This window comes from Pedobacter panaciterrae, from assembly GCF_013204795.1.
GTDB lineage: Bacteria > Bacteroidota > Bacteroidia > Sphingobacteriales > Sphingobacteriaceae > Pedobacter > Pedobacter panaciterrae.
Genome location: NZ_JABMKW010000017.1, coordinates 767,039 through 792,880, shown reverse-complemented (window position 1 = coordinate 792,880; position 25,842 = coordinate 767,039). Strand labels below are relative to the sequence as shown.

18 protein-coding genes are annotated in these 25,842 nt (G+C 38.7%); 10 read left to right on the top strand and 8 right to left on the bottom strand.

The genetic code is table 11. From position 1 onward, the window contains the following. Positions 1–48: 48 nt before the first annotated feature. The gene (locus HQN86_RS14875; RefSeq protein ID WP_216854414.1) at positions 49–2,541 is read right to left on the bottom strand and encodes a glucosidase family protein; all 2,493 of its coding nucleotides are present in this window, start codon (positions 2,539–2,541) and stop codon (positions 49–51) included. 151 nt (positions 2,542–2,692) lie between these two features. On the opposite strand from HQN86_RS14875, the gene HQN86_RS14870 reads away from it, so the two are divergent. Genes HQN86_RS14870 through HQN86_RS14860 form a run of 3 tightly spaced genes read left to right on the top strand, consistent with a single transcriptional unit; the run spans position 2,693 to position 7,449 of the window. Then, the gene (locus HQN86_RS14870) at positions 2,693–4,375 is read left to right on the top strand and encodes a hypothetical protein (RefSeq protein ID WP_216854413.1); all 1,683 of its coding nucleotides are present in this window, start codon (positions 2,693–2,695) and stop codon (positions 4,373–4,375) included. Between the two features lie 14 nt (positions 4,376–4,389). Then, a complete protein-coding gene (locus HQN86_RS14865) occupies positions 4,390–5,934 on the top strand; it encodes a glycoside hydrolase family 172 protein (RefSeq protein WP_172661686.1) in 1,545 nt (514 codons plus the stop codon). A 33-nt stretch (positions 5,935–5,967) separates the two neighbouring features. Then, positions 5,968–7,449: a family 43 glycosylhydrolase gene (locus HQN86_RS14860; protein WP_172661685.1), complete on the top strand. Its 1,482-nt coding sequence runs from the start codon at positions 5,968–5,970 to the stop codon at positions 7,447–7,449. 18 nt (positions 7,450–7,467) lie between these two features. Here the strand turns inward: HQN86_RS14860 and HQN86_RS14855 are convergent, their stop codons facing one another. From HQN86_RS14855 to HQN86_RS14845, 3 genes are read right to left on the bottom strand one after another with little or no spacing between them, the layout of a single operon-like run. Next, complete coding sequence (locus HQN86_RS14855) at positions 7,468–8,388, bottom strand: molybdate ABC transporter substrate-binding protein (RefSeq protein WP_172661684.1); 921 nt, start codon at positions 8,386–8,388, stop codon at positions 7,468–7,470. Positions 8,389–8,422: 34 nt separating this feature from the next. Beyond that, complete coding sequence (locus tag HQN86_RS14850; protein WP_172661683.1) at positions 8,423–8,884, bottom strand: DsrE family protein; 462 nt, start codon at positions 8,882–8,884, stop codon at positions 8,423–8,425. Continuing rightward, the gene (locus HQN86_RS14845) at positions 8,885–9,868 is read right to left on the bottom strand and encodes a c-type cytochrome (RefSeq protein ID WP_172661682.1); all 984 of its coding nucleotides are present in this window, start codon (positions 9,866–9,868) and stop codon (positions 8,885–8,887) included. 132 nt (positions 9,869–10,000) lie between these two features. Between HQN86_RS14845 and HQN86_RS14840 the strand changes: the two genes are divergently transcribed. Next, entirely contained in the window at positions 10,001–10,897 is an 897-nt protein-coding gene (locus HQN86_RS14840) for a LysR family transcriptional regulator (protein ID WP_172661681.1), read from the top strand. A 207-nt stretch (positions 10,898–11,104) separates the two neighbouring features. On the opposite strand, the gene HQN86_RS14835 is transcribed toward HQN86_RS14840, so the two are convergent. Next, positions 11,105–11,914 (bottom strand): helix-turn-helix domain-containing protein, encoded by an 810-nt coding sequence (locus HQN86_RS14835; protein WP_172661680.1) that lies wholly within the window; start codon positions 11,912–11,914, stop codon positions 11,105–11,107. Positions 11,915–12,192: 278 nt separating this feature from the next. Here HQN86_RS14835 and HQN86_RS14830 point away from each other — a divergent pair, with 278 nt between their 5' ends. The 6 genes from HQN86_RS14830 to porN all read left to right on the top strand — a co-directional run bounded on the left by HQN86_RS14830 (position 12,193) and on the right by porN (position 18,812). Continuing rightward, on the top strand, positions 12,193–13,170 hold the full coding sequence (locus HQN86_RS14830) for a DUF4271 domain-containing protein (protein ID WP_172661679.1): 978 nt from the start codon (positions 12,193–12,195) through the stop codon (positions 13,168–13,170). Between the two features lie 16 nt (positions 13,171–13,186). Beyond that, complete coding sequence (locus HQN86_RS14825; RefSeq protein WP_048907674.1) at positions 13,187–13,957, top strand: uroporphyrinogen-III synthase; 771 nt, start codon at positions 13,187–13,189, stop codon at positions 13,955–13,957. Between the two features lie 161 nt (positions 13,958–14,118). Beyond that, a complete protein-coding gene (gene porK / locus HQN86_RS14820) occupies positions 14,119–15,486 on the top strand; it encodes a T9SS ring complex lipoprotein PorK/GldK (protein WP_172661678.1) in 1,368 nt (455 codons plus the stop codon). Between the two features lie 40 nt (positions 15,487–15,526). After that, complete coding sequence (gene porL, locus HQN86_RS14815; RefSeq protein ID WP_172661677.1) at positions 15,527–16,339, top strand: type IX secretion system motor protein PorL/GldL; 813 nt, start codon at positions 15,527–15,529, stop codon at positions 16,337–16,339. A 46-nt stretch (positions 16,340–16,385) separates the two neighbouring features. Then, positions 16,386–17,924 (top strand): type IX secretion system motor protein PorM/GldM, encoded by a 1,539-nt coding sequence (gene porM, locus HQN86_RS14810; protein WP_172661676.1) that lies wholly within the window; start codon positions 16,386–16,388, stop codon positions 17,922–17,924. 6 nt (positions 17,925–17,930) lie between these two features. Continuing rightward, positions 17,931–18,812 (top strand): type IX secretion system ring subunit PorN/GldN, encoded by an 882-nt coding sequence (gene porN, locus HQN86_RS14805; protein ID WP_172661675.1) that lies wholly within the window; start codon positions 17,931–17,933, stop codon positions 18,810–18,812. Positions 18,813–18,937: 125 nt separating this feature from the next. Here the strand turns inward: porN and uvrC are convergent, their stop codons facing one another. The 3 genes from uvrC to porW are packed head-to-tail and all read right to left on the bottom strand — an operon-like array spanning position 18,938 to position 25,761. Beyond that, positions 18,938–20,734: an excinuclease ABC subunit UvrC gene (uvrC, locus tag HQN86_RS14800; protein ID WP_172661674.1), complete on the bottom strand. Its 1,797-nt coding sequence runs from the start codon at positions 20,732–20,734 to the stop codon at positions 18,938–18,940. A 24-nt stretch (positions 20,735–20,758) separates the two neighbouring features. Continuing rightward, the gene (locus HQN86_RS14795) at positions 20,759–22,981 is read right to left on the bottom strand and encodes a penicillin-binding protein 1A (RefSeq protein WP_172661673.1); all 2,223 of its coding nucleotides are present in this window, start codon (positions 22,979–22,981) and stop codon (positions 20,759–20,761) included. Positions 22,982–22,983: 2 nt separating this feature from the next. Further along, complete coding sequence (porW, locus tag HQN86_RS14790) at positions 22,984–25,761, bottom strand: type IX secretion system periplasmic lipoprotein PorW/SprE (RefSeq protein WP_172661672.1); 2,778 nt, start codon at positions 25,759–25,761, stop codon at positions 22,984–22,986. Positions 25,762–25,842: the final 81 nt, after the last annotated feature.

Here is a 25,842-nt window from a genome sequence, read left to right as displayed (position 1 = left end):
ATCACTGAAAACCAGTATTTTTACTTTAATGCTGTTACATATGTAAGGTTATTTTACCGCAAATTTAGTGGTCGACTTGCAAGTATGCTCTATTGAAAAGCTACCGTCATTTTTTGATGTAAAATGCTTAGCAACTCCATTTATAGCTAATTCATACTTTTTGCCAGGAGCCAGCCCCTTGATTGTAAATAGATATTTGTCAGGCGAGGTAACGGTCCATGAATATGCATTAGCATCCCATGAATTAATCTCCATGTTTATGCTACGATTGCTTGCGGAATTAATCTGAAGCAACATCACATCGTCATTGTGCGGATAATAAGTAAGTATATTACCTGCCTTATTTGCACCAAAGCTCTCTTTGCTTTTTATTGAAAAACCATTGGTGCGCATTAAATAGTTGTTAACGCTCAGTTCCAGGTTATAAACTGTGTTGCGGTTTGTATAAGAGAATTTGGTTCCATTTAGCGTGCTACTCATATTCGGTTCCAATCCCATCCTGTTCCATCTTGGCCTGACTCCATAAATATCCCTGTATAAAGCTGTAATACTTGTACTTATGCCAGCCAAAATATCATCACCCAATCCAAGTTGAGTAGTTCTGCTATACCGCTGAGAAGAGAGCCCATCCTTTTTATACTGGTCCAGCAAGTTATTGATGTATTTAAGTGCAATAGCCTTATCGTATTTAGCATAAGCCCTTATACCAAGGTATCCCCAGGTTGGAAATATATCACCATTTTCATATTTTGGGAAAGGCCAGTTGCCCTCACTAACCTCTTCTCTTTTAAAAGAATCAAAGCACAATGGCCAGTGAAAAAGATTCTCAGCTTTAGACCTGTACTCTATCTGATCAAGGATCAACGCTATTCTTTTTGGGTCATCGCATATACCAAACGCTATAGCCGCAAAATTTACTGGTGTAACCAGATTATCGCCATGTACAGAGCCATCTTTGTCTCGCCAATATACATACTGCTGTTTAGCCGCCGACCAAAATCCACCTTTCTCAACCGGCTTGTTAAAAGCGGTTTTTAGGCGCGAAGCTATGGCCAAATAGTGATCTGATTTTTGCTGGTTGCCCAATATCCTTTCGCATTTAGACCATAGGGTCAATGCTTCATACATCTGTGCATTTACAAAAGAATTCTCAAAACTTGCCCACACAATATCTAACCAGTCGCTTGCTTTTTTATCGGCAATGCCATCATTCATCATCTCAAAAATCCCATTATTATTCGAATCGCGTTTGATCAGCCAATCCAAGGCTTTTTCTACACTCAATTGATGAGACCGCAACCAATCAACATTTCCGTTTAAATCAAATTGCTCGCTGGTATTAATCACGTAGCCTGTTTGAGAGTCTATTGTATAGCCCCACATTGCTTCATAATATCCGGTCTTAGAATTATATGTTCCCGGTATCTCATCACCAGCAGCATTGTGCCAGCGCGATAAAACACGGCCATCACCAAGCATGGCCTGGTCCCGCTCCTGATCTAGTGTTGCCGACATGTTGTTGGTATAGTTCGGGTCATTTACCGCCATCCCGATCTGTGCAAAGAAAGGCTCATGCAAACATTTCCAATTCGTTAACCAGCCATTTGCACCTATTATATTGTTATCTACTACACCATATCGCCCGGTTGTGTTTAGCAGTTCCCGTACTGCCACGGCATCAATACCCGCCAAGGTTCCCCTTGAATATTCGCGGTTATAATCCACATATTGCAGTTCAAAACTTACTTTAAGTTTTCCTTTTTTAACTTCAAAAGGAGCAAATACATCGGCCTTGCCCGACACAAACCTGCTTAAGTCGTATCGCTGTTTCAGTTGTGTATCTGTTACTAATTGCGTACAGGTAAACTCATTTTTCTCGCTATGCGAATACTTTGAAGCAATCTCCTTGCCTTTATCAGTTTTTGCTGTAATACGCAATGCATCTCCAGATTCGGTATTCCAGAAAGTTACTCCGCCTGTATGCACGCCATACGTATCGTTTACCTGTTTAAGGTATTTACACCAAACCATGCCACCATTATCCATAATTCCCCCTTTCCAAACAGATAGGTCAGTAAAATTCCATTTAGGAAATGCCATATCTTCCAGACTAGCAGCATTATTGTAATCACGTGTGATATCCCAAATTATCTTGTTGCCATTCAATTTGAAATCCCACACTTCTTTCACTGAAATTGTGCCATTTCCATAGCTAATGCCACTTAACGTTATCCCATTCGCGTTTTTAGTAAGCGTGATATGCTTATTATCATCGGCCGAAGAAAAGGTTGCATTACTGGTTCTGATTCCTGTATAAACCCCTGACGGAGAAAGCGTATTTTTCCCATTTAAACTCAATTGTTTAATTACACAGCCATTTGAATAATCAATTGTAATTGATGTTTTTTTATCAGGAACAGTGATTGTAATTGTTTTGACACTAACATTATGCTTAATATCACGGTTCTCTATTTCAATAGAAAAACAGGTGTCTTGAAAAAGGAACAGAAAAAAGGAAAGTAGTAGGATAAATCTCATCATTATAAATTTTGGGTATATCTATCAAAGCTAACCGTAAATCAAAATAGCGCTTTTATAGTAAAGAACATTTTCTTTATACTTTTTGATACTTGCTTATCAGGCCAGAACAGTACAGGATGGCTAAGGATTTCATAGCGTTAAATTTGTGGTAATGATGAAAACCATTTATATTCCAATGAGAACAAGATTCCTTTTTTTACTTTGCTTCCTTGCAGGTATTGCAAGTCCATTTTCTGGTCATACCAAAGAAAAACCAAAACCAAAAATCATCAATATTGTGAATTTTATCCGTTTGCTAGAACCCAGAGATCCAAAGATTACTGAGGATGTGCTTTATCAAACGGTAGTTAAGCAAGTAGAAATGATGAAGAAGTACCGTTTAGGTGGGACTTTCCTATTACAGTATGATGCACTGATGGACAGCCGTTATCAAAAGCTGCTAAAAAGCCTACCTAAGGATGCTTTCGAAATTGGTGCATGGTGGGAAATTCCACAACCAATGGTAGAGAAAGCCGGACTGAAATGGCGTGGACGTTATCCTTGGGACTGGCATGCGGATATTGGTTTTTCTACAGGGTATTCTCCAGAAGAGCGTGAGAAACTGGCCGATGTGTACATGGCCGATTTTAAAAGCATATTTGGATATTATCCTAAATCCGTAGGCTCTTGGTTCATTGATTCTCATACCTTAAATTACCTGTACGAAAAATATCATATTATAGCCTCCAGCAATTGTAAAGATCAGGTAGGTACAGATGGCTATACCTTATGGGGTGGCTATTGGAATCAGGCTTATTACCCAAGCAAAATAAATTCGTACATGCCGGCACAAAATGAAAAGAACCAATTACCTGTTCCCATTTTCAGAATGCTTGGAAGCGATCCGATCCGTCAATACGACAATGGTTTAGGTACCGACAGACAAGGGGTAATTACACTTGAGCCTGTTTATCCTGATGCCGGAGGAGATTCTACCTGGGTAAACTGGTTCTTTAAAGAATTTGTTGAAGGAGAATCTATGGAATTTGCCTACACTCAGGCGGGTCAGGAGAATTCGTTTACCTGGGATGCAATGTCAAAAGGTTTTCAGATTCAGTTACCGTTAATTGCAAAACTTAGAGACGAGAACAAAGTAAAAGTAGAAACATTGGCAGAATCCGGACAGTGGTTTAAAGATAATTATAAAGTAACCCCGGCAACTTCTGTTACAGTAAATACAGACCTTCCGGGAAGCAACCGGAAAACTGTGTGGTTCAACAGCAGGTTCTATAGGGTTAACTTATTGTGGGAAAACGGATCTTTAAACTTTCGTGATATTCACCTGTTTAATGAGGAATTCCCTTCTGTTTATACCAAAGATAAAGCAACCTCTAATGAGTGCTCTTTTTTTACACTTCCTTTTGTAGACGGTTATATCTGGAGTAAGCCCGGCACTATAGCGGGTATGCGTTTTAAAGCCCTGGAGAATGGCAAAGAAGTATTGCTTGAAGGAGGGAATCCTGTTATCGAAAGCCCGGCTACAGGAAAATTACACATCATATGGCCTTTAAAAGACAAGGGTGCATCGTTGGTTATGGATATTGATGAAAGGCAAATGACATTAAGTGTTAAAGGTGGCAAGCCTATCAACTGGTTCTTGGATATGACTGCTGCAGAAAATGCTGTGCTTCCGTTTAAAGCAATCAATGCCAATAAAATTGATTGCCAGTTTGAAGGAATGGACTATTCTATTACAGCAATTAAAGGTACCTTTAGTAAGCCAGATGATAAAACAGTTTTCAGGATAAAGCCAATTAAGAATACTGTGCAGGTTGATTTTTCTGGTAAAAAGTAGAGCGATTTAATCATATGCAAAAATTTACAACAGGTTTTTTAATAATATTATTGATAGCTGGCGGATTTATTGGACACGCACAAACGGTATCCACAGCCTCACTGCTTAAAGAAATGACAGATTTTAATGCTGTTACTTATTGGCCCAAGCCTTATTACAGTGCAGGGCAGGCCAGCAGTTACGATCGTCATTCCATTTCGCCGGATAAACCAGGATGGTTTGCCAATGGCGATAACTCACAATTTATAAGGGTAGAGCAGAATGAAGGGCATAAAGAATATGTTATGCTCGATCAGGAAGGCCCCGGTGCACTGGTGCGTTTCTGGCTAACCACTTTTAAAAGAGCGGGCAAACTGAGAATTTATTTTGATAACAATCCCATACCGGAAATTGTTATACCATCTTACGATCTGATGAAGATCGACCTAAAACCGGGCCCAGCCTTATTAATCCCTCATTCCAGTTATCAACCATTAGAAAAAGGAGGCAGTACACTTTATCTACCCATGCCTTACGCAAAACACTGTAAGGTTACCTGGGAAGATGCACAACCCGAAATAAAGGAACCCAGATATTATCAAATCAATTTCCGCAAATATGACCCAAGTACAACCGTCAGAACATTTAGTTTAAAGGAGGCTAGGAGTTTAACCACTTTACTAGATAAAGTTAACACGCAGCTTTTAAATCCTGTTAATGTTAGTAAAGGAAAACAGTCATTAATAAATCAAACTATTCTGCCAAAGCAAACGGCATCTGTAAACCTGCCCAAGGGAACAAATGCAGTTAAATTCTTAAGCATTGAAGTTTCAACGCAGGATAATCAAAGTCTAGAGAAGCTGTTGAGATCAACCATACTTAAGATCAAGTTTGATGGCGAGCAAAGTGTTGAATGTCCGATAGGTGATTTTTCAGGATCAGGAGTAGGTGGCAGGCCTTTGCAAAGTTGGTATAGAACTGTTACTGGCGATGGAAAAATTATATCCAGGTGGACAATGCCTTATCAGAAATCAGCTACTGTATCATTAGAAAACCAGAGCGATCAGTCGGTTTCCATCACATTAAAAGCAATCAGTCAGCCTTATTCATGGAATAGTAACAGTATGTATTTTCATGCACATTGGAAGTTTTCAGAAAAGGTTCCGATAAAGAAATGGGATGAGACATCCGGAGCTATTGAATGGCAGCTTAGCAAAATTAAAGGCAAAGGCATCTTCCTTGGAGATAGTTTTGCAGTATTCAATCACATGCATACCTGGTATGGTGAGGGTGATCAGAAGCTATATGTAGACGGCGAAACCTTCCCTTCAGAATTTGGCACAGGAGCCGAAGATTATTACAATACTTCATGGGCTCCTGTGGTGCTTTATCAATCTCCTTTTGCCAATGCACCTCGGGCCGATACCGAAGATTCTTATGGTCACAATACTTTTACCAGAACAAGGAATCTTGATGGCGTAACTTTTAAAACAGACTTTAAATATGATCTGGAAATGTTGGGCTGGGCACATGGCGAAGCCGACTGTGCTGCTACAACTTATTGGTATGGCTTTAGGTAAAACCAAATAAGAACCTTACTTTAAACAACACATATGAAAAGATGTTTACTATTAATGCTAATCGTTTTTGCGGCCAATAGCCTTATGGCACAGCTTGGTGTGCGGTACGATCCTAAAATTCAAAGCACTAAGAACCTTCAATACTGGAGGCCTAAAGGCGATTTGTTTGTTGGTGATTGCATGCCTTTTTCGCGAAACGGCACTTACTCGTTTTATTGGCTTCTAGACTCCGCACACCATGCAAGCCTTAAAGGATTAGGAGGCCATCAATGGGCTTTAAGTACCACAACAGATCTAAAAACCTGGAAGCAACATCCAGTAGTGCTTGGAATTGATGAGGAGTGGGAAAAATCCATCTGTACAGGTTCCATCGTGTATTATAAAAATAAATACTATGCTTTTTATGCAACACGGCTAGTCAACAAGGAAGGACAGGTAAACGAACAGCTGAGTTACGCAATAAGCCCTGATGGTGTTAACTTCGACAAGCAAAAACCAAACCCGTTTTATACCTCAGCTCCGGGTTATAGCAAAAGAGATTTCCGGGACCCAAAGGTGTTTGTTGATGAGAAAACAGGAGAGTTTCATTTATTTGTATCCAGCTGGCAAGAGAATTCTGTATTGAGGCACGCCGGAGGCGCTTTGGTACACCTTACTTCTAAAGATTTAAAGAACTGGATTGTACTTGACCCGGTATTAACCGGACAATCATCAGTACCAGAGTGCCCGGATTATTTCTTATGGAATGGCTGGTATTATTTGGTATATGGCGACAATGGAGATACCTATTACGTAAAATCTAAAAGTCCTTATGGCCCTTGGGAAGAGCCTCGTTACCAAACCATCAATGAGTCGTGGACAAATGTTGTTAAGACTGCTGAGTTTAAAGACAACAGACGTATTGCAGCCGCATGGATTCCTTCAAGAGATCAAAACAAGGATGATGGTGGAGAAAGGTTTGGCGGCAATGCCATCTTTCGCGAAATTATACAGGAAGCAGACGGGACACTAAGTTCAAAGTTCCCGGCCGAGATGATCCCTGAAACTGGAACAGAGATTCAACCTGATCTGGTTGCCGATCTGCACGCTTCTATTGTCAGCAAAAACAGTATTTCAATTAAAGCACCTAATGGAGTAGGAGCAGCCCATGCAGCGGCTATTCCATTAAATAGCCGGATTACTATGGAAATAGAAACAGCTGGTTCGGTTGATGAGTATGGACTGTACTTAAGATCACGCGAAAAAGCAGAGGCTGGTTACCGACTAAACTTCTCACCAAATAATCAAACCGTAAGCCTTGGTAATACAATGATCAGAGCTGTTAGCGGTTTAAACAAAACCATTAAGCTTGATATAATAGTGAAAGACGATATTATAGATGTTTCAATTGACAACAAAAGATGCATTGTAAACCGTACTCCAGAACAAAGAGGCGGGTTTTTATGGTTTTACGCCAAGCATGGTGAAGTGAAATTCAAATCCATTAAAGTGAGCCCGCTTAAAGAAGAAAATTAATAAAATTTGAACTCCCGGTTAAGGGAGTTCAAATCCGTACTTGCTGTAAATGGCACGGGCCTCTTTACTTACAAGAAAATCCATAAAATCTTTAGCTGCTTTAGGATGCGGCGCTTTTTTAAGCTGACCGGCATAGTACTGAGCCTTGATGTTCTCGTTTTCGGGAATCTCAATGTACTCAATCGGGTGACCAATCATTTTCTGATAATGTACTTCAGAATACCAAACAGGCCCTGCATCACTTTGCTCATATAAAATGCGCATGGGTGTTTGCCTATGATGAATTTGAGTAAGGTATGTTGTCGAATCCTTCACTTTAGTTTCCATTATGGTGTTTCTAAGCGCATCTCCACCTACTTTTCTAGAAGCTTCCTCAATGCGTTTTCCAATTCCTTCCCATTCAGGATTAGGCATGCTCACACGCACATCGCTGCGGCCCAGGTCAGCCAGCTTTTTTACTTGCTTTGGGTTTCCTTTTCGGGTCATTATAGCCAGTTTATTTTTAGCATAAAGCCCAGTTCTGCTAAACCAGTCCTTACTTTCATCAATTCTGCTTTTGCCGGCAGTGTATACATCTGGCTTTAATGTTATCCGCATGTTGCCAATAACAATGCTACCTGCTTCAATCTGCTTTGCTAAAATACCAGGAGGAAGGGTTTCTGCAAGCACCCGGGTATACTGCGGGTATTTAAGCTTAAATGATTTCATCAAATCATCAATAACCATAAACTGGTTGCCGGCAAAAAATACAACCAGCTGAGGGTCATTTATGTCGCCATAAATATCAGGGACATTATCAATCCCGGGAATTGTAAACTGCACCTTTGCATCGGGAGGTGTATTCCATGGCGGATCGAAACGATGATCCTGAGCCATTACAGTAGTGTTGTTAAAAAATACTATTGTTAGTATAAATATGATTAGTTTTAATTTGCTCATTATTGTTGGGTTAAACCTTCATTTTAAAGAATATTTATGGATGTACAATTGCCCATCCTTCATAGTGGCGCAAAATAATTTCACCATTACCACTCGGCGCATAGTTAATGAAATCATACAAAGAGCTCTTCTCAATTTTGCGCTCCCTAATTGTATTTTCACATTGAACAAGATCTACTCCACGAGATTTTAAATCGAGTAAAGTTTCTTTAAAGGGACCTTTTTTATCGAACACTGCTACGCCTCCGCTAAAGGCAATAAGCTCAATATGAAGTTTTCCCTTTAAGCGCGGATCTTCCAACGCGTTTTTAATATTTCTTAATGTTCCGGCTATCTTTTGCTCATCACCGCTATTTAATGCATAAAGCGCATAATATTGTTTGTTCTTGCTTTTTGCCGGTTGAAATTCCTGACTGTTTTGAGCCATGGCCGGTTTGATGGCAGTGAATAATAAGATTGCAAATATTGCAAAGATGTACTTGGTTAGATTTTTCATTTATGTTTTTGTTTTGTGTGCATTTTTAATTGGTTGATATGGGCCATATTTGTGTTGTTTTTCCGAGAATTGATCTCCGTAGGGCCCATATGGAGCATCTACAGGTTTCTTCTTTAAATCGGGGTAGTCTTTGTGTTGATCTTTGTGAGGACGTGCCTGCGAGTTAACAAAAGCCGCTATGTCCCATGATTCCTCGTCTGTTAATATCGGATTTTTGTAAGAAGCACCAAAAGGCATATTGTTCTTAATAAAACCCGCAAAGTTAGAGAGGCGATAAAGTCCGGCGCCATCATTATAACTTAGTTTACCCCACAATGGTGGATAAACAAAGGTCTTGCCTCCAGCTGCAGCAATACCTTCTCCATTTTCGCCATGACAGCTTCTGCATTTTAAGGAATATAGCAATGCGCCTTTCTTAGGGTCGGCAGGGCGATCCAGCACGGCTATTTTTTCTGTACCCCTTCCATACATGCCTTCAGGTTCTTTAACACCCTGATTAAGCCATTCCATATAAGCCAGCATTGCTCTTATTTCTTTGGATGTAGAATCTGGCATTGTGCCATTCAGGCTACGCTCAAAACAACCTTTAATTCGTGCTGCGGGGCTGATTATTTTCCCTGAGCGAGCAGTAATCTTCGGGTAACTACTCATCACAGCAGCATAGTTATTACCGAATATCCTGGTGCCTGCATCTAAATGACAATTTTGGCAATTCAATCCATTGGTAAATTTACCCAATCTTCCTTTAGGGCCAAAGTAGGCAGAGGTATTTACAATCAAATCTTTACCATAGCGAATCATTTCGCCCTTGGAATTTTTTGGTATAGTGTGCTCTTCAGGAGCCTGCCATACATCTTTAACAACTGGAGTGGGTTTTGTTTCGCTTAAATTATGCTGTTGTATGTGCTTGCCCGGTTCGTTACAACTGCATATTAAGGCGGTGGTGCTAATAATAGCGAAGAGTTTTAATTGGTTAGTTAACATAAGGTTTCATTTGTGTGTTATCCAAAGATGGCATTAATGAAGCCAATGCAAAAGATGTTTATAGTTATAGGTCATAACAAAAAGTTATTAAAGGTCATTACATAATTCTATGGATATTTATATATTGTGCCTATGATATTCGATTTCAGGTTACAAGTATTTCAAACAGTTGCACTAAAACTGAGCTTTACCAAAGCAGCTGCCGAACTCTTTATTACGCAACCTGCCGTAACCAGACATATTCGTGAGCTCGAAAAACAGCTAAATACTGCTTTGTTTGTTCGAAACGGGAATCATATTTCCTTAACAGCAGCGGGCAATGTTTTATTAAAGCATACCGCGAAAATCTTTGAAATTTATTTACTTATCGAAAACGACCTGGCTCAGTTAAGTGATGGCCTAAGGGGTAACCTTCGTATAGGGGCAAGCACAACATTGGCACAAACTTTCATGCCCAAAATCCTTGCTTTATTTAAAACAGCTTATCCCGAAATCGTATTTACATTTACCAGAGGGAATACGGAATCTATTACACAACTGGTAATAGATGGTAAAATAGATGTGGCAATGGTAGAAGGGCAGATGCATTATCCACAGATAAACTATGAAAAATTTAGTGACGATGAATTGGTTTTGGTCACAAAGTCTGACAACCCACTAGCCCGCAAGGGCGAAATTACTCCGCTGCAACTACTGGACTTGTCGTTGGTGCTTAGGGAGCATGGCTCTGGTACACTGGATGTTATATCAAAGGCACTAAGCGAGGTCGGCATAAACCTAAAAGACCTCAAAATTGAACTGCAGCTAGAAAGTAATGTCAGTATTAAACAATACCTTCTTCATTCAGAAGCTGCAGCTTTCTTATCCATGCAAACTATTATTGGTGAACTAAAAAGGAACGAACTTAGTATTGTAGATATCAAAGGAATAGAGATGTTTCGCACTTTCCAGTTTATTCAGCTGCATGGCAGAACTTCAAAAGTTATAGAATCATTTAAGCTTTTTTGCAGAGGTCATATTAACATCTGATCAGCTTAGTATTGATGCTACTGTAAGCAACATCAACATTCCTAATCCCAACAATATCAGCGTTGGTAATAATAGCGATTGATGAGTTTTCATGGGTGGATGTTTAATAAAAGCACATCCAAATTTCAAGCAGCGCAATTGAATTTAATAGTAAAAAAACGACATCTTTGCTAGAATATTAAGCATAAAATGATGTTTCAAAATTGATTAAATAGCAAAGTTTCCAGCACGAAAGTCGCTTGGAGTAACATCAAGAAATTTTTTAAAGGATTTTATAAGATGCATCTGATCATAGTAATTAAACTCATAAGCTATTTCGGTCCAGCTTTTATCAGGAAAATTAATTTTATAATGCAGCAGGTTTTCAAAACGAACCATGTTGCTATATAATTTGGGGGTAGTGCCAATTTCTTTTGCGAAATTCCTTTCCAGCTGCCTGTCTGATAGCGATACCTTAGGCAAAAATACAGGTGCTCTATTGTTAAAAATCAGGCTTGTCATTTGATTTACCGCTTTAGAGGGGTAAATTTTGGCGTGTTTTAATGCCATTTGTAGCAAGTAAGGCTCTACAATTTCAATGCACTCATTAATGTCACTACAAGGCATCAGTCTTTCGGTTATTTCTTTAAATATACTGGCAAATAACAGCTGTCCATCAATAGCCTGATTGCAAAAAAGATTTGCCGGAATACCCAGTAATCGGTACAAACCGGCAGGTTTAAATTTGATAGTGAACGAAACAAAATGACCACTAATTGCAATGATATATTTTTTATGTGTACGCGGACCACGAATGGTACATCTTGCAAAAGATTCAGTCTGATTAGAATTGCAGTTAATCGTTTCGAAACTGTCGCCCAAAAAGAAATCAATAGAGCCCATTACACGTAAGGGCATGGCTTTAACCACAGGTTCATGTTTTGGTACAGTAAGTATCCTGAAAACATATTCAGATACAAAAGCCTGAAGCGCTTCAGTTGGTGCCGTTTTTTTAACAACCGAGTTGTAGGGATCCATACTTAGCCAATATAGGGTTAGTTAAAGATAAACATTTTTATACTACAGAAAAAGTTATAATCCGGCTCTGTACTCAGAGCATGCACGGAGGTAGCCGGGCTTGGACAAAATCGAGACAGAATAAGGACTGAGAGCAGATTGCTTCGGAAAAATGGTACCTTTACCCGAAGCAGTCTCAAAGCAGTCTCGAACTAGTCTCGAACTAGTAGCGATCCAGCTAGGTCTCATTAAAGATGCTATTGGCATGATCTTCAAAAGTTTTATCTAAATTTGGGGCGATGAATTTGAGTCGTGTTATACTAATTGTCTCCTTATTTTTTGCCTTAGGCTATAGCCGGACTTATGCACAGATAGTACCGCAGACTGTTGATTCTGTTGTAACAACAACTTACAAACGTAAATTTGTAAAAGATCCGGCTTTTCTTGCCCGTCAGCAATTTGTTACGGATTCTATAATGACCCACAGTTGGCTTTTTCCAGATTCAATGGTCCATAAACACATGATTATGGATAGTATAATTAAGGCAAATGTTGTGGGTCGTTCTAATCTTATCAGCAGATATAAAGAGCTTACCACGATGAAGGTAAGTAAATACAGATTGGGCAAACCAGTACCAAAAGGTTCAGTTTGGGTGCCGGCTATTGTAGCTTTGCTTTTGGTTTTGTTTGCAGTGTTAAAAATATCCTTTAATAAACAGTTACAAACAATTGTGCAATCTTTTTTTAGTAACAGGGTTTTGAACAATCTTAATAAGGAAGATAACCTGTTTACATCGTGGCCTTTTTTACTCTTATTTGTTCAGTTTGGCTTTACAATAGGAATGTTCTTTTACCTTGTTTCAGGCTTTTATCACATCTCTTTTCCAGGTACAGGTTTCCAGTTTTACCTGAGCATTTCTATACTTATTGTGGTTTTATACATCATGAAAATAGTTATTTTAAGGATATTAGGGTACCTTTTTAACATTCAGAAGCCGGTTAATGAATATGTTACAATATTATATTTGAGTTATTTTAACCTCTCTTTAATCTTCATTCCACTGGTTATAGCATTCGCATTATCCCCCTTAAAATATGGCCCATACTACATTGCTATCTCTTTTATACTGTTAGGCGTGATCTTTGCTTTTCAGTTCATAAGGGCAGGGGTTAATATTTTATCTCATCATCGATTTTCAAAAGTCTATTTGTTTTTGTACTTTTGTGCCCTCGAAATTTGCCCTATATTAATTTTAATCAAGGCAATAGGATTATAACCGTGTAATTTGTAAAATGCAAGAAAAGACAGAAGATAGGTTGCGTAAGGTAAAGAGTATCTTAATAACATTACCGAAACCAGAAACAGAGAAATCTCCTTACTTTGATTTGGCAAAAAAGTATAACTTGAAAATTGATTTTAGGTCATTTATTCATGTTGAAGGAGTACCTGCCAGGGATTTTAGAAAGGACAAAATTACGTTAAGTGATTTCACCTCCGTGGTATTTACCAGCAGAAACGCCGTTGATCATTTTTTCAGAATTTGTGAAGAAATGAGGTACGAAGTTCCTGCCGATCTGAAATATTTTTGTATTTCAGAATCTACTGCTTTATATCTGCAGAAATACATTCAGTATAGAAAGCGCAAGATCTTTTTTGGAAAGCAAACTGCAGCAGATTTAGCCGAGGTTTTGAAAAAACACGCAGGTGAAAAGTTCCTTTACCCTTGCTCTGACGTGGCTACTGAGGATACTATGAATTTCTTGCAGAAGAATGGTTATGATTTTACTCCGGCTGTATTATTTAAAACAGTTGTTTCAGATCTTTCGGATCTGGCAGAAGTTTTTTATGATGTGATCGGGTTCTTTAGCCCATCAAGTATTCAGTCGTTGTTTACTAACTTCCCTGAATTTAAACAGAACAATACCCGTATAGCTGCTTTTGGAGTAAATACCCACAAAGCTGTTAAGGATGCGGGCCTTATTGTAGACATTGCAGCCCCTTCTCCAGAGGCTCCTTCTATGATTATGGCTATAGAAAATTATATTAAAAAGTCTAACAAATAATGCTTAACATACAGTTAAGCATTATTTCTTTAAAGTTTAATAATTAAGTTCATTTGAACTAAATTCTGTTCATTTTAGTCTTTAAGCATATTTTTACCCCCAATAATTGTTTATATCAATCATTATTGATAAAATTGTTAGGAAATTGCTTGATGCTAATTATGAGAAACAGATACTTATTAGGTTTTTTTATCGTTGCAATATTTCTTTCCAGTTGTGGAAAGGGCGGCCAGGGCGAACTGGTTGGTGTATACAATAAAAAATTCAGAAATAATAGGATTCCCTTGGGTATGGTTTACATACCTCCTGGTAGAACCCTTATAGGTATATCTGATGAGGACATCAATAACTCTCAGAGCTCGCCTAGTAAAATGACCTCCTTTAGTGCATTTTTTATGGATCAGACCGAGATTACAAATGCTGAATACAGGCAATTTGTAAACTGGGTTAGAGATTCAATTGCTGTAACCAGTTTAGGCCCCTCTGGTGCGCCGAACTATTTTCAGGCACAACCACAAGGACCGGCAGGCTCAACTCCTCTTGGTGGAACAAGAAATATCGACTGGAGAAAAGTTGGTAACGGATCACAACTGTGGAGTAATAAAAATGGCGGATACGGCAGTAAGCTAACCGATATGTATTATAGCGGAGCTGATGCGATTCCCGGAAGAAACGAAATTGATATCAGAAAATTAAGATATGCTTACAGCTATGTAAGCACTGATCTGGCTGCCGAAGGAAGAAATGATCCTTCTAAAAAGAGACAGGATTTTATTGTTACTTATACAGATTTGCCTGATCCTTCTAATCCCAATCACCACCCATCTATTCCAGTTTACCCTGATACGATGGTTTGGAAAGTAGATTATTCCTATTCGCAGAATGACCCAATGGTTAAAACTTACTTTAACCATCCGTCTTACGATGATTATCCTGTTGTTGGTGTAAACTGGGAGCAGGCTTCTGCATTTTGTGTATGGCGTACACGCTTCTATGAATCAGTAGCGGTAGCAAGAAAACAACCGCTTAATTCAAGACCCGAGTATCAATTACCAAGTGATGCTCAGTTCGAATATGCTGCCAGAGGTGGTAACGTGAAAACCAAATATCCATGGGGAGGGCCATATGTGCGTAACACCAAAGGGTGTATGCAGGCAAACTTTAAAGTTGGACGCGGAAACTATTCAGATGATGGTGGTTTGTATACCGTAAACGTAAAATCGTATTTTCCGAATGATTACGGATTATATAATATGGCTGGTAACGTTGCCGAGTGGACTATAACTGCTTACAACCCATCAGCAGCGCCAATGCTACACGATTTTAATCCTAATTTTACTTATGTAGCTAAAACTTCGGACAGCAAATACAAAAAACGTAAGGTTGTAAGGGGTGGCTCATGGAAAGACATAGGTTTCTTCCTGCAAAACTCTGTTGGTACTTATGAGTATCAGGATGAAGCAAGATCTTATATTGGTTTCAGATGTATTTCTTCATATCCTGGAACTGATATTTCTTATAAAAACTAAACGAACAAAACCCAAAACCGATAATCCTTATTTTAATAAAATGGCAGCAAATAGAAAATTTGATAAGATGCACCTAGCTATATCGCTTGGTGCTAGTGTGGTAATTCTTGGAGCACTTTTCAAAATCCTTCACCTTGGTGGTGTTTGGGGTAATTATATGATTGGTGCCGGACTAGGGGTAGAAGCAATTCTTTTTGCGCTAACCGGATTCATTCAACCTGACCCTGAACCAGCATGGGAAAGGGTATATCCTGAATTAAGAGACGATTTTGATGGGGAACTGCCTAAGGCTTCGGCCAGACCGGTTGCTGCACCTGCTGCAAGTTTTTCTTCAACTGCGGCCTTAGATAAGATGCTTGTAGACGCTAAAATTGGTCCTGAATTGATTGAAAGCCTGGGTACGGGTTTACGTACTTTTGGAGATAAAGTTGCTGCTATATCTAATGTAGCTGATGTTTCAACTGCAACAGCTGAATTTACAGGTAAAATTAAAGGTGCTTCGGCAAGCTTTGATAGCTTAAACAGTGCATTTGAAAGAGCTACTTCTCAATTGGTAGAAATGGGTGAAAGCAATGTTGCTTCTAAATCTTACCATGAGCAGGTAAATACATTGGCTAAAAATTTATCAGCTTTAAATGCTGTATATGAATTAGAACTACAGGATTCAAGTGCTCATTTGAAATCTATGAATAAGTTTTACCAGAACTTATCGCTTACGATGAACAACTTTAATGAATCAATGGAAGATTCTAAACAGTTTAAAGATGAAGTAGGTAAATTAGCTAAAAACCTGTCATCGTTAAATGCTATTTATGGCAATATGTTATCTGCTATGAACCAGCCACGCGGATAATTAGTAATTATTTTATTTATTAATTAACCAAACAGACCTATTTAGAATGGCCGGAGGAAAACAGACAACGAGACAGAAGATGATCAATATCATGTATTTGGTATTGTTAGCTATGCTCGCCCTAAACGTATCAGATACTATATTAAATGCTTTTAAAAATATCAATGATAGTTTAGTTAGTTCAAAAACTAACGTAAATACAAGCATTGAACAATTATTTACATCATTTCAAAATACAAAACTTAAAGATGAGCCGGCAAGGGCTCAACCAATATGGGATAAGGCCAACAAAGCCAAAGCCTATGCAGATGAGTTGAATAATTATGTGCAGAAGCTGAAAGATAAGTTTAATGCCGCAGGAAAAGGTATTGATGAGGAAACAGGTGATCTTGTTGAAAGAGCAAACCTTGATATTGCACAGGGCATTATGATTAATCAGAAAGAAGGTCAGAAGCTTAAAGTTAAGATCAATGAAACCCGTGAGAAATTAATTGCCTTACTGGATGAGAAAGATCGTGCAGGTGTAACCTTTACGCTTGAGGCCAAAGACGCTGAGAAAAATATTAACGGCAATAAAAAGTGGGAGGATATTAACTTTAGCGAAGGCACTCCGCTTACTGCCGCAAATACAATTTTGACCAAGATACAGTCGGATGTTAAAAATGCTGAAGCTGAAGTTGTAAAGAAATTATTCGGTAACATGGATAAGGCCCTTGTAAATTTAGATCAGTTTGAAGCGGTTGCTGTTGCACCAAGTTCATATGTGGTACAAGGCCAGCCGTATACTGCTCAGGTTTTTTTAACGGCTAGCGACTCTAGATCTAATCCTGAAATTTCGGTTGGCGGAAATGCTTTATCTGTTAAAGAGGGTAAAGGAACTTATTCTGGTAGCACCGGCAGTGTTGGTGTTTTTAGATGGAAAGGGATTATCCGGGTTAGACAAACCGACGGACAGATTAAAGAATATCCAACTGCTGAGCAAAGCTATCAGGTAGCTAAGCCTTCGGCAACGGTATCACCAGATAAAATGAATGTTATTTATGCCGGTATTCCTAATCCATTCTCAGTTTCGGCGGCTGGTTTTCCTTTAGAAAGCGTTCGTGCTTCTATTTCAGGAGGATCTATTTCTGGCGGTAATGGTAAGTACACTGTTAATGTTGATGGTGGACAGGTTGGCAAAACTTTAAGTATTAATGTTTCTGCTACTAACGCCGGTAAAACATTAAATCTGGGTTCTCAGCAATTCAGAGTTAAAGGATTGCCTACTCCGAGAGCATATGTTAAAGGAAAAGCCGGAGGTAATGTTCCTTTGGAATGGCTGGAAGGTGCCGGTGGAATTGAGACACAGCTTGAAGATTTCGTTTTCGATGTTAAATTCAGGGTGATCAGATTTTCTGCTACCTTTATTAATCCGAAGGCTGATGCGGTTACCATTCAATGCAGTGGTGGTGGTTTTAACGGACAGATTAAAGGAGCTTTAAATTCTATTAAGCCAAATGCAACTGTTATCTTTAAGGATATTGTTTGCGAAGGGCCAGATGGAAGACAAAAAGTTTTAGACGGAATTACATTTGTAGCAAAATAGAATATTATGAAAAATGTCTTAGGTATTGTTGCATTATTGTTGTTAAGTATGGGTGCATTTGCACAGGTCCCGACAGCTCCGGCTAAGGTGGATTCACTTAAGAAAACTAAGATTAAAACACCTCCAAAGGATGGCTTTGCCGTAAGAAAGGACATCGATAGTAATGTGATGGTTCCATATGCTGATGTAAGGGAAGAGGATGTTTATTATGCGAAAAGAATTTGGCGTGAAATTGATTTAAGAGACACCATTAACTCGGTTCTTAAAGCTGAAGATGCTAAACTAATTGATATTTTATTAGAAGCGATTGGCAACGAGGAGTTAACAGTATATTCTAATAAAGATACTACCGCAGGGAAGATTCTTGACGATAATGATTCGTTTCGCATTGCTTTGACTGCTCAGGAGGCTTTGCAAAGTGCAAGGGGGGTAAGTGAAGGTGTAGCTGATTCTGCAACGGGTAAAATTGCCGAACCTTCTTTAAGAAGATTAAGATCGGATGAGTTTTTAAAATACAGAATAAAGGAAGATTGGATACTAGATTCTAAGCGCTCTGTTTTTGAACCAAGAATAGTTGGTATTGCGCCAATGAAAGAGGTTGAAGGACACTGGCAACCGGTATTTTGGGTTTATTATGATGATGCACGTGAGCTGTTAAGCAAAAAACGCCTTAATAACCCGGGTAATGATGCTTCTACTTTAACTTTTGATGATTTTTTTGTTAGAAGGTTGTTCTCGAGTTATGTTGTTAAAGAAACCAATCCGGGAAATAAAAATATTACGGATATGTTAGGTCTTACCGATCCTAAAGATCCTAGAAAGCTTTATGAGTCTGAACGGATAAAGAAATCGATCTCTGATTTTGAACAGAGTCTTTGGGAGTATTAGAACGGATTTTATTTTAACCTTTTCGTCATCTCGACTTTAGGAGAGATCTCTTGAACAATACAAACAAGAGATCTCTCCTAAAGTCGAGATGACGTGTTTTATACCCTATTGTATATTGTATAATCCTATTGTTTAAAATAATTGAGCAGAGTCTGTACCTGTTTTTTGTTTAACACTTCTGCAAGGGCTGCTTCTGATGCCTCTTTTATTTTCTTTACGGACTTAAAATGCCTTAACAGCTTATCGGCAGTCGTTTTGCCTATACCATCTATTTGTTCCAGTTCTGTTTTTAATGTTCCCTGATCTCGTTTTTTTCTATGAAAGGTGATACCGAACCTGTGCGCTTCATCTCGTAGTTGTTGAATCACTTTTAGTGTCTCAGATTTCTTATCCAGGTATAGGGGATAAGAATCTCCCGGGTAATACAATTCCTCTAAACGCTTGGCAATTCCAATTACGGTAACCTTTTTGTCTATACCCAGCTTTTTTAAACTCGTTAAAGCTGATGATAACTGGCCTTTACCGCCATCAATGATGATAAGTTGAGGCAATGTTCCTTCTTCTTCCAGCATACGCTTATATCGCCTGTAAACAGCTTCTTCCATTGTGGCAAAATCATTGGGCCCTTCAACGGTTTTAACATTAAAGTGTCTGTAATCTTTTTTTGATGGCTTGGCATCCTTAAAAACTACAATTGCGGATACCGGATACTGACCTTGAAAATTGGAGTTATCAAAACATTCTATATGTTTTGGCAATTGAGTAAGCCTTAGATCCTTTTGCATTTGCGTAAGGATACGATCAGTTCTTAAATCAGGATTGAGCTTTTCGTACTGGTTTAACTTTTCTTTTTTGAAAAACAGCACATTCTTTTGTGAGAGCTCGAGTAGTTTTTTTTTCTCACCCAGTTTGGGTACAGTGAACTTCAGATTGGTATCGAGAAGTACAATGTCAAAAGGAACAATGATCTCTTTAGATGTACTGTGGAATTTTGTTCTGAACTCCGTGATGGCGATGGTTAGTAATTCCTCATCGGTTTCATCTAATCGTTTCTTGATTTCGATGGTTTGAGTCTGAATAATACTGCCATTCATTACCTTTAGGTAATTTACGAAAGCATACCGCTCATCTGAAGCAATACTTACTACATCTATATTGGTAATTGCACTGTTTACTACGGTAGACTTACTTTGGTATTTTTCTAACACCTGCAGCTTTAGCTGGTATTGATGGGCGTATTCAAAGTTTAGCTGTTCAACAGAGTTTTTAATTACCTGCTTTACATCTCGTATTACATTTCCTATTTTTCCATTAAGGATATCCTTGATTTCCTCTATACTGTTGTCGTAATCGTCATGCGTTTGATAAGCCTGACAAGGGCCTTTACAATTACCGATCTGATACTCCAGGCAAACTTTAAATTTGCCTTCGTTAATGTTTTTATCGGTAAGCGGGAGATTGCAGGTACGAAGCGGGTATGTTTCTTTAATTAGGTCAAGTATGGTATGCATCATGCCAACAGAGGCATAAGGGCCAAAATAGGTAGACCCATCTTTAACCATTTTTCTGGTCCAGAATACACGCGGGAAGGCTTCCTTTTTGATGATGATCCATGGATATGTTTTATCATCCTTAAGCATGATATTATACCTTGGCTGGTGCTTTTTTATGAGGCTGTTTTCGAGCAGCCATGCATCAATTTCAGTATCAACAATGGTAAAGGATATTTTTCTGATTTTGGAAACAAGTACCCTTGTTTTTCCATTCATCTGATTATCCTTATTGAAATAGGAGCCAACCCTGTTTCTTAGGTCTTTTGCCTTACCAATGTAAATTAGAATGCCCTCGGTATCCCAAAACTGATATACGCCGGGTTTATGAGGAATATCACTAACAGCCTTTTTATATTCAAAAGCACTCATTGACACTAAGCTAGGTTAAGTTGGTTAAAAACCTAATTTCTCATCAAGCTCCGTTTTTTGCTCCTGCTGCTGATACTGGTTACAGTCAAAAGTGATGGAAACACCGCTTTTAGGAGGTTCGAAATCTGCTTTAGAGATATTTAATTTAGGGTTTGCATATACACGTTTCATGAAGCCTGCAAAAATAGGCAGAGCCGTTGTAGCTCCATCACCTTGTGCAGTACTGGTAAAGTGAAATGCACGGTCTTCACACCCGGTCCATACACCTGCAACCAATTGCGGACTGATTCCCATAAACCATCCGTCTGAATTGTTTTGTGTTGTTCCTGTTTTACCGCCAATTGGAGTTTTAATGCCAAACCTGCCAGCTAGCCTCCAACCAGTCCCGTTGGTAACTACACCTCTAAGCATACGGGTCATCACATAGGCCACTTCTTCGTTCATTGCCGGAACAGGGATTGGTTTTTCGCTGTGCAAGACCACACCGTTTTTATCTTCTATTCTTAGAATATAGGTTGGTTTTGTCCAAATACCTTTATTAGCAAAAACACTGTAAGCGCCAACCATATCATAAACAGAAGCATCGAATGAACCAAGAGATATGGACGGATAAGCCGGTACTTCTGATGTAATACCCATCTTTTTAGCCAGTGTAGCTACGGCAGTAGGGCCTACTTGTTTCATCAGGTAAGCAGCAATATAGTTTTGCGAAAGTGCAAGTCCTTTTTGCAAAGTCAGGTAGCCCGGAACGGTACCTCCGGAACGCGGGGTCCATGGTGGACTTCCCGGAACTTCTATTGTAACCGGTTCGTTAAGCACAGAAAAGCATGGAGAATACCCGTTTTCAATTGCTACGGCATAGGTAAATGGTTTAGCGGTTGAGCCCACCTGCCTTGTACCCATTTTAACCTGATCATATTTGAAATGTTCGTAGTTGATACCACCAACCCAGGCTTTAACATATCCTGTTTGCGGATCCATGGCCATCATTGCATTTCTTAAAAGCATTTTGTAATACTTTACAGAATCAATAGGCTTCATTAAGGTATCTATATTTCCTTTCCAGGTAAAGATGGTTAAACGGGTGGGAGTATTAAAGTCTTCTTTAATTTCTGCTTCCGATTTACCTTCAAGCTGTAAAGCTCTGTATCTGTCAGATCTTTTAACACCCTGTTCTATCTGGGCTTCTTTTCCTTTGAATGGGTTTCGTCCTTTCCAGCTGTTGATAAACGACTGCTGAAGAGTTTTCATGTATTCCTTTTGCGCATCTTCAGCTGCAACCTGCATGTCGTAATTTAAGGTTGTGATTATCTTTAACCCATCCCTGTCAAGATCATATGGAGTTCCATCTGGTTTTGTTATAGAACGCTCTTCAAATATTCTCCTGATATCATTCTTTAAAACAGCCCTAAAATATGGTGCAATTCCGTCGTTAACAGTTGCTGCGCTAAAGTGTAACCCTAGTGGTTTTTGTTGCTCAGCATCAAATTGTTGCTGGGTAAGCAGGTTTTCTTTTAGCATTAACCCCATAATTGTATTTCTTCTGGCTAAAGACCGTTCAGGGTTTCGGGTAGGTGAGTATCTGGTGATTCCTTTAAGAATACCAACCAGGGTTGCTGCCTGTGAAACAGTTAATTTATCTGGGGTTGTGTTGAAATAAACCCTGGCGGCCGATTTGATACCATATGCCTGGTTGCCAAATTCTACCGTGTTAAGATACATCACAATAATTTCTTCTTTGGTATAGTTGCGCTCTAGTTTTACGGCAATAACCCATTCCTGAAATTTCTGTAAAATACGCTTGGCAAAGTTTTTTTGTCTTCCTTCTTCTGAAAACAGGTTTAAAGCAAGCTGTTGGGTAATTGTACTACCCCCTTGTTTTTTCCCGATTAGGGCATAAAAAAATATGGTAAATGTACGTTTGAAATCGATACCTGAATGTTCTCTGAATCGGATATCCTCGGTTGCAATTAACGCATTAATTACGTTTTCTGAGATTTCCGGATAGGTAACATTTGATCTGTTTTGTACAAAATAGGTGCCTAGAACCCTTCCATCATCAGTTACAATTTCTGATGCCTGGTTACTTTTAGGGTGTTCAATATCTCTGAATGATGGGAGCTCTCCAAATAATCCAAATCCGATGCAAATGATAAACAGGGAAAAGAGAATTATTCCCCCGATTAATAATTTCCATAATGTAAAGTTATACTTTCTGATGTCTTCCTGCGAAAGTGCTTTCCTCATTTTTAATAGTTGTTTTTATAAAATTCTATGTACTTATCCAGCAAAGCTTTACTGGTAAGTTTTTCGAAATTCTCTTTGCTGATGATGAAACTTGTGTAGATATTAACGGGAACTTTCATGATTTGTTTTAGCTGTGGAGTGATTCCGGATGCATAGGTTTTTGCCTCGTCAAAATTACTAAAGTTCCCCACATAAATGAGTTGATCATTGTCAAATTCTTTTAATTGGTGTTTCAGACCACTTCCGGCATAGTTTCCGCGGTTAAACTGACCAATACCAAAACGTGACGAGCTTAGTGTTAATGAGGCATCGGATACATCTATTACATAATAGTAAACTGTTGATGTTGCTGTGCTGAATGGGCCGTCGACCTTTACTTCGGTAGCTTTAGGCACATCTGGAGCTGCTTGCAGAGGGGATGCAGCCTTAACCGGTTCCTGAACTTTTGCCGTTTGTTCTGGTTTTTGGGAAGCAACTGGTTCCGGTGCTTTGGCAACGGTTGGTATTGATTTGGCCGGGCCGAAAAAAGGCGGTTCGTTAGGATCAAAATCTATCAGTGCAGTATCCCTTTTTTGAAAATCTGAGAGATGATCATTGATATAAGCTGCATTTTCCTTAACAAGAGGAGTGATCAGTTTGTCGTCTGGAAATTGCTCTGTTATGCTACTAAAAGCGGTTAGCAGGGCATCTACGTTGTTTGTTCTCCCAATTGCAATTGCTTTTAAATAGGCAAACTGTGGTGCAAGGAAACTACTGGTGTTATTTTTCGAGATTTCATTTACACGATTGATTACGGTATTGAAATCTTTCTTTAAGTACTGCTCAAATAGATCGTTGTATTGTTTGTTTGTTGCTGTTTCAAGTTCTGATTGCTTTAATGAGAATGAAGGATCTATAATGATTTTCGCATACATGGACGAAGGAAAGTCTTTTAAAACTCTGCTCTTGAAATCTGCAGATTTTGCTTCATCACCCCCCTTGTTAATTAAAAACAGGCTATAATAGGTTGCTGCCAAATGATTGTTGGTAGGGAATCTACTCAATAATAACTGATAAACTTCTGCTGCTTCTTTAGGGCTATTCAATTCCTGTAAGTAGAAACTTGCTATTTCGTAGTAAGCATCAATGATCTTTTGATTGGATTTTGCAAGAAGTTCCGGTGTAACAGGCAACGCATCGGTATATTGTTTTATCAGGGTTTGAGGGTCTTTAACAACGGGAGCGGCTTCGTCGGGCTCAGTTGAGGTATTAATGTTATTCGCAATTTCCTGTGAAGTTTCCTGAGCCGAGGTTCTAATGCTTTGACGCCAGTTGTTCTCTAACTTTCTATTTCCCCATTTTCTTTTAAAGTCTGAAAATCCTATACTTACTGCAGCTGGATTGCTAAAATAAAAAGAGCTTTGTAGCTGGGCAGTGTTGTTACGGCCATAGTTTGGTTGGTAACCTGCTGTTGAAGCTGAATTGGTGTTTGCAGACTGCTGAGTTGTGGCTACGGGAGTTGCAAGCTGTTGTATTTTTGCAGCCCTGTCTGCCTCTGGCAATTTTGCAATGCTTTGTAAGGTATCTTCGACGCTTATAATTTGATACCTGTTGGTTAAGTATTGCAGGTTTTGGTTTTTCTTAAGAATAAGCTCGTATCCCGGGTAATTTTTAGGAAGGGTATTAACCGTGCTGTCATAATAGGATTTGGCTTTAAGGTAATCTTTAAAAACTTTGAAGTTTAAATCGGCGATTCTTAAATAGCTAAGACCTTTTTGATATTGGTTTGTAGTGCTTTTTTGAATAGATAACTGATAGTATTTTAATGCTTCAGTGTATTCTTCATCTGCAGCATGGCTTTCTGCGATTTGAAAATATACCTGATCATTGTAATCAAGGTTTTTGTCGTCCTTTAAGAGCCTAAGCAATTGATCCTGTTTATTTGCTTTTTGTGGGCCTCCCTGAAGTGTTCTTAGCTTAATCTGATTAAGATTAGCGTTGAAATACATTTCGAAAGGAGCGTTACTTTTTACTACTTTTCTATAGTTTATTAATGCATCAGGATAATTTTTTTGTCGCTCATAAAGCTGAGCAAGTATATAGGTCCAACGTATTCTGTTATCAGTTCCAGTACCAGCTTTAATTGCATCTTTTAAATAGGAAATGGCGGCTGCATTGTTGTCCAGATAAATACACATTTGGGCAAGTGTAGCAAATGGTTCGGCAAGGTTGCTTTTCTTTTTAATATCCGGAAGGATAGATTCGAGTGAGTCTAATACTTTATTGGCCTCACTGATTCTTTTTAGCTGCATAAGGCTTCGCGCTTTCCAATTGAGTGCTTCCAATTGGCTGTTTACATTGCCTTTGTAAGTTTTAGCGGTATAATCAAAATATTCTGTAGCGTTAAAATAGTTGCCATTAAAAAAGTTGGCTTTCCCTAACAATATATAAGCATCGTCAATATAGTTGCTGTAGCTTTTTTCAAGGATGATGGTTTGGGCTTTTTTAATAATATCATCCATTGGTTTTAGGTTCAGGGAGGTGCTTACCTCATTGTTATCCGTTTCCGGGCCTAAATAAACCGGGAGTATCTGGTCGTAATTATCAACATAGGTTTCGGTAATTTCCTGTTGGTGATTTATTAAGAGAACTTTAGCGTTATAGATATAATTATAGCGAGCAGTTAAGTTCTGCATACCTCTGCTCGAAGCGGTATCTTTTTGAGAGCTGCAGGAATATATTATGCAGAGGCATAAGCTAAATAATATTATCTTTAAATTGTAGATCGCGTAATTTTTCAAAAAATATAGATTAAGTTGATACTTAATAAAAACAAAATATATACAAAAGTATTTTATTCATCAATAACTTCTTAACAAAAC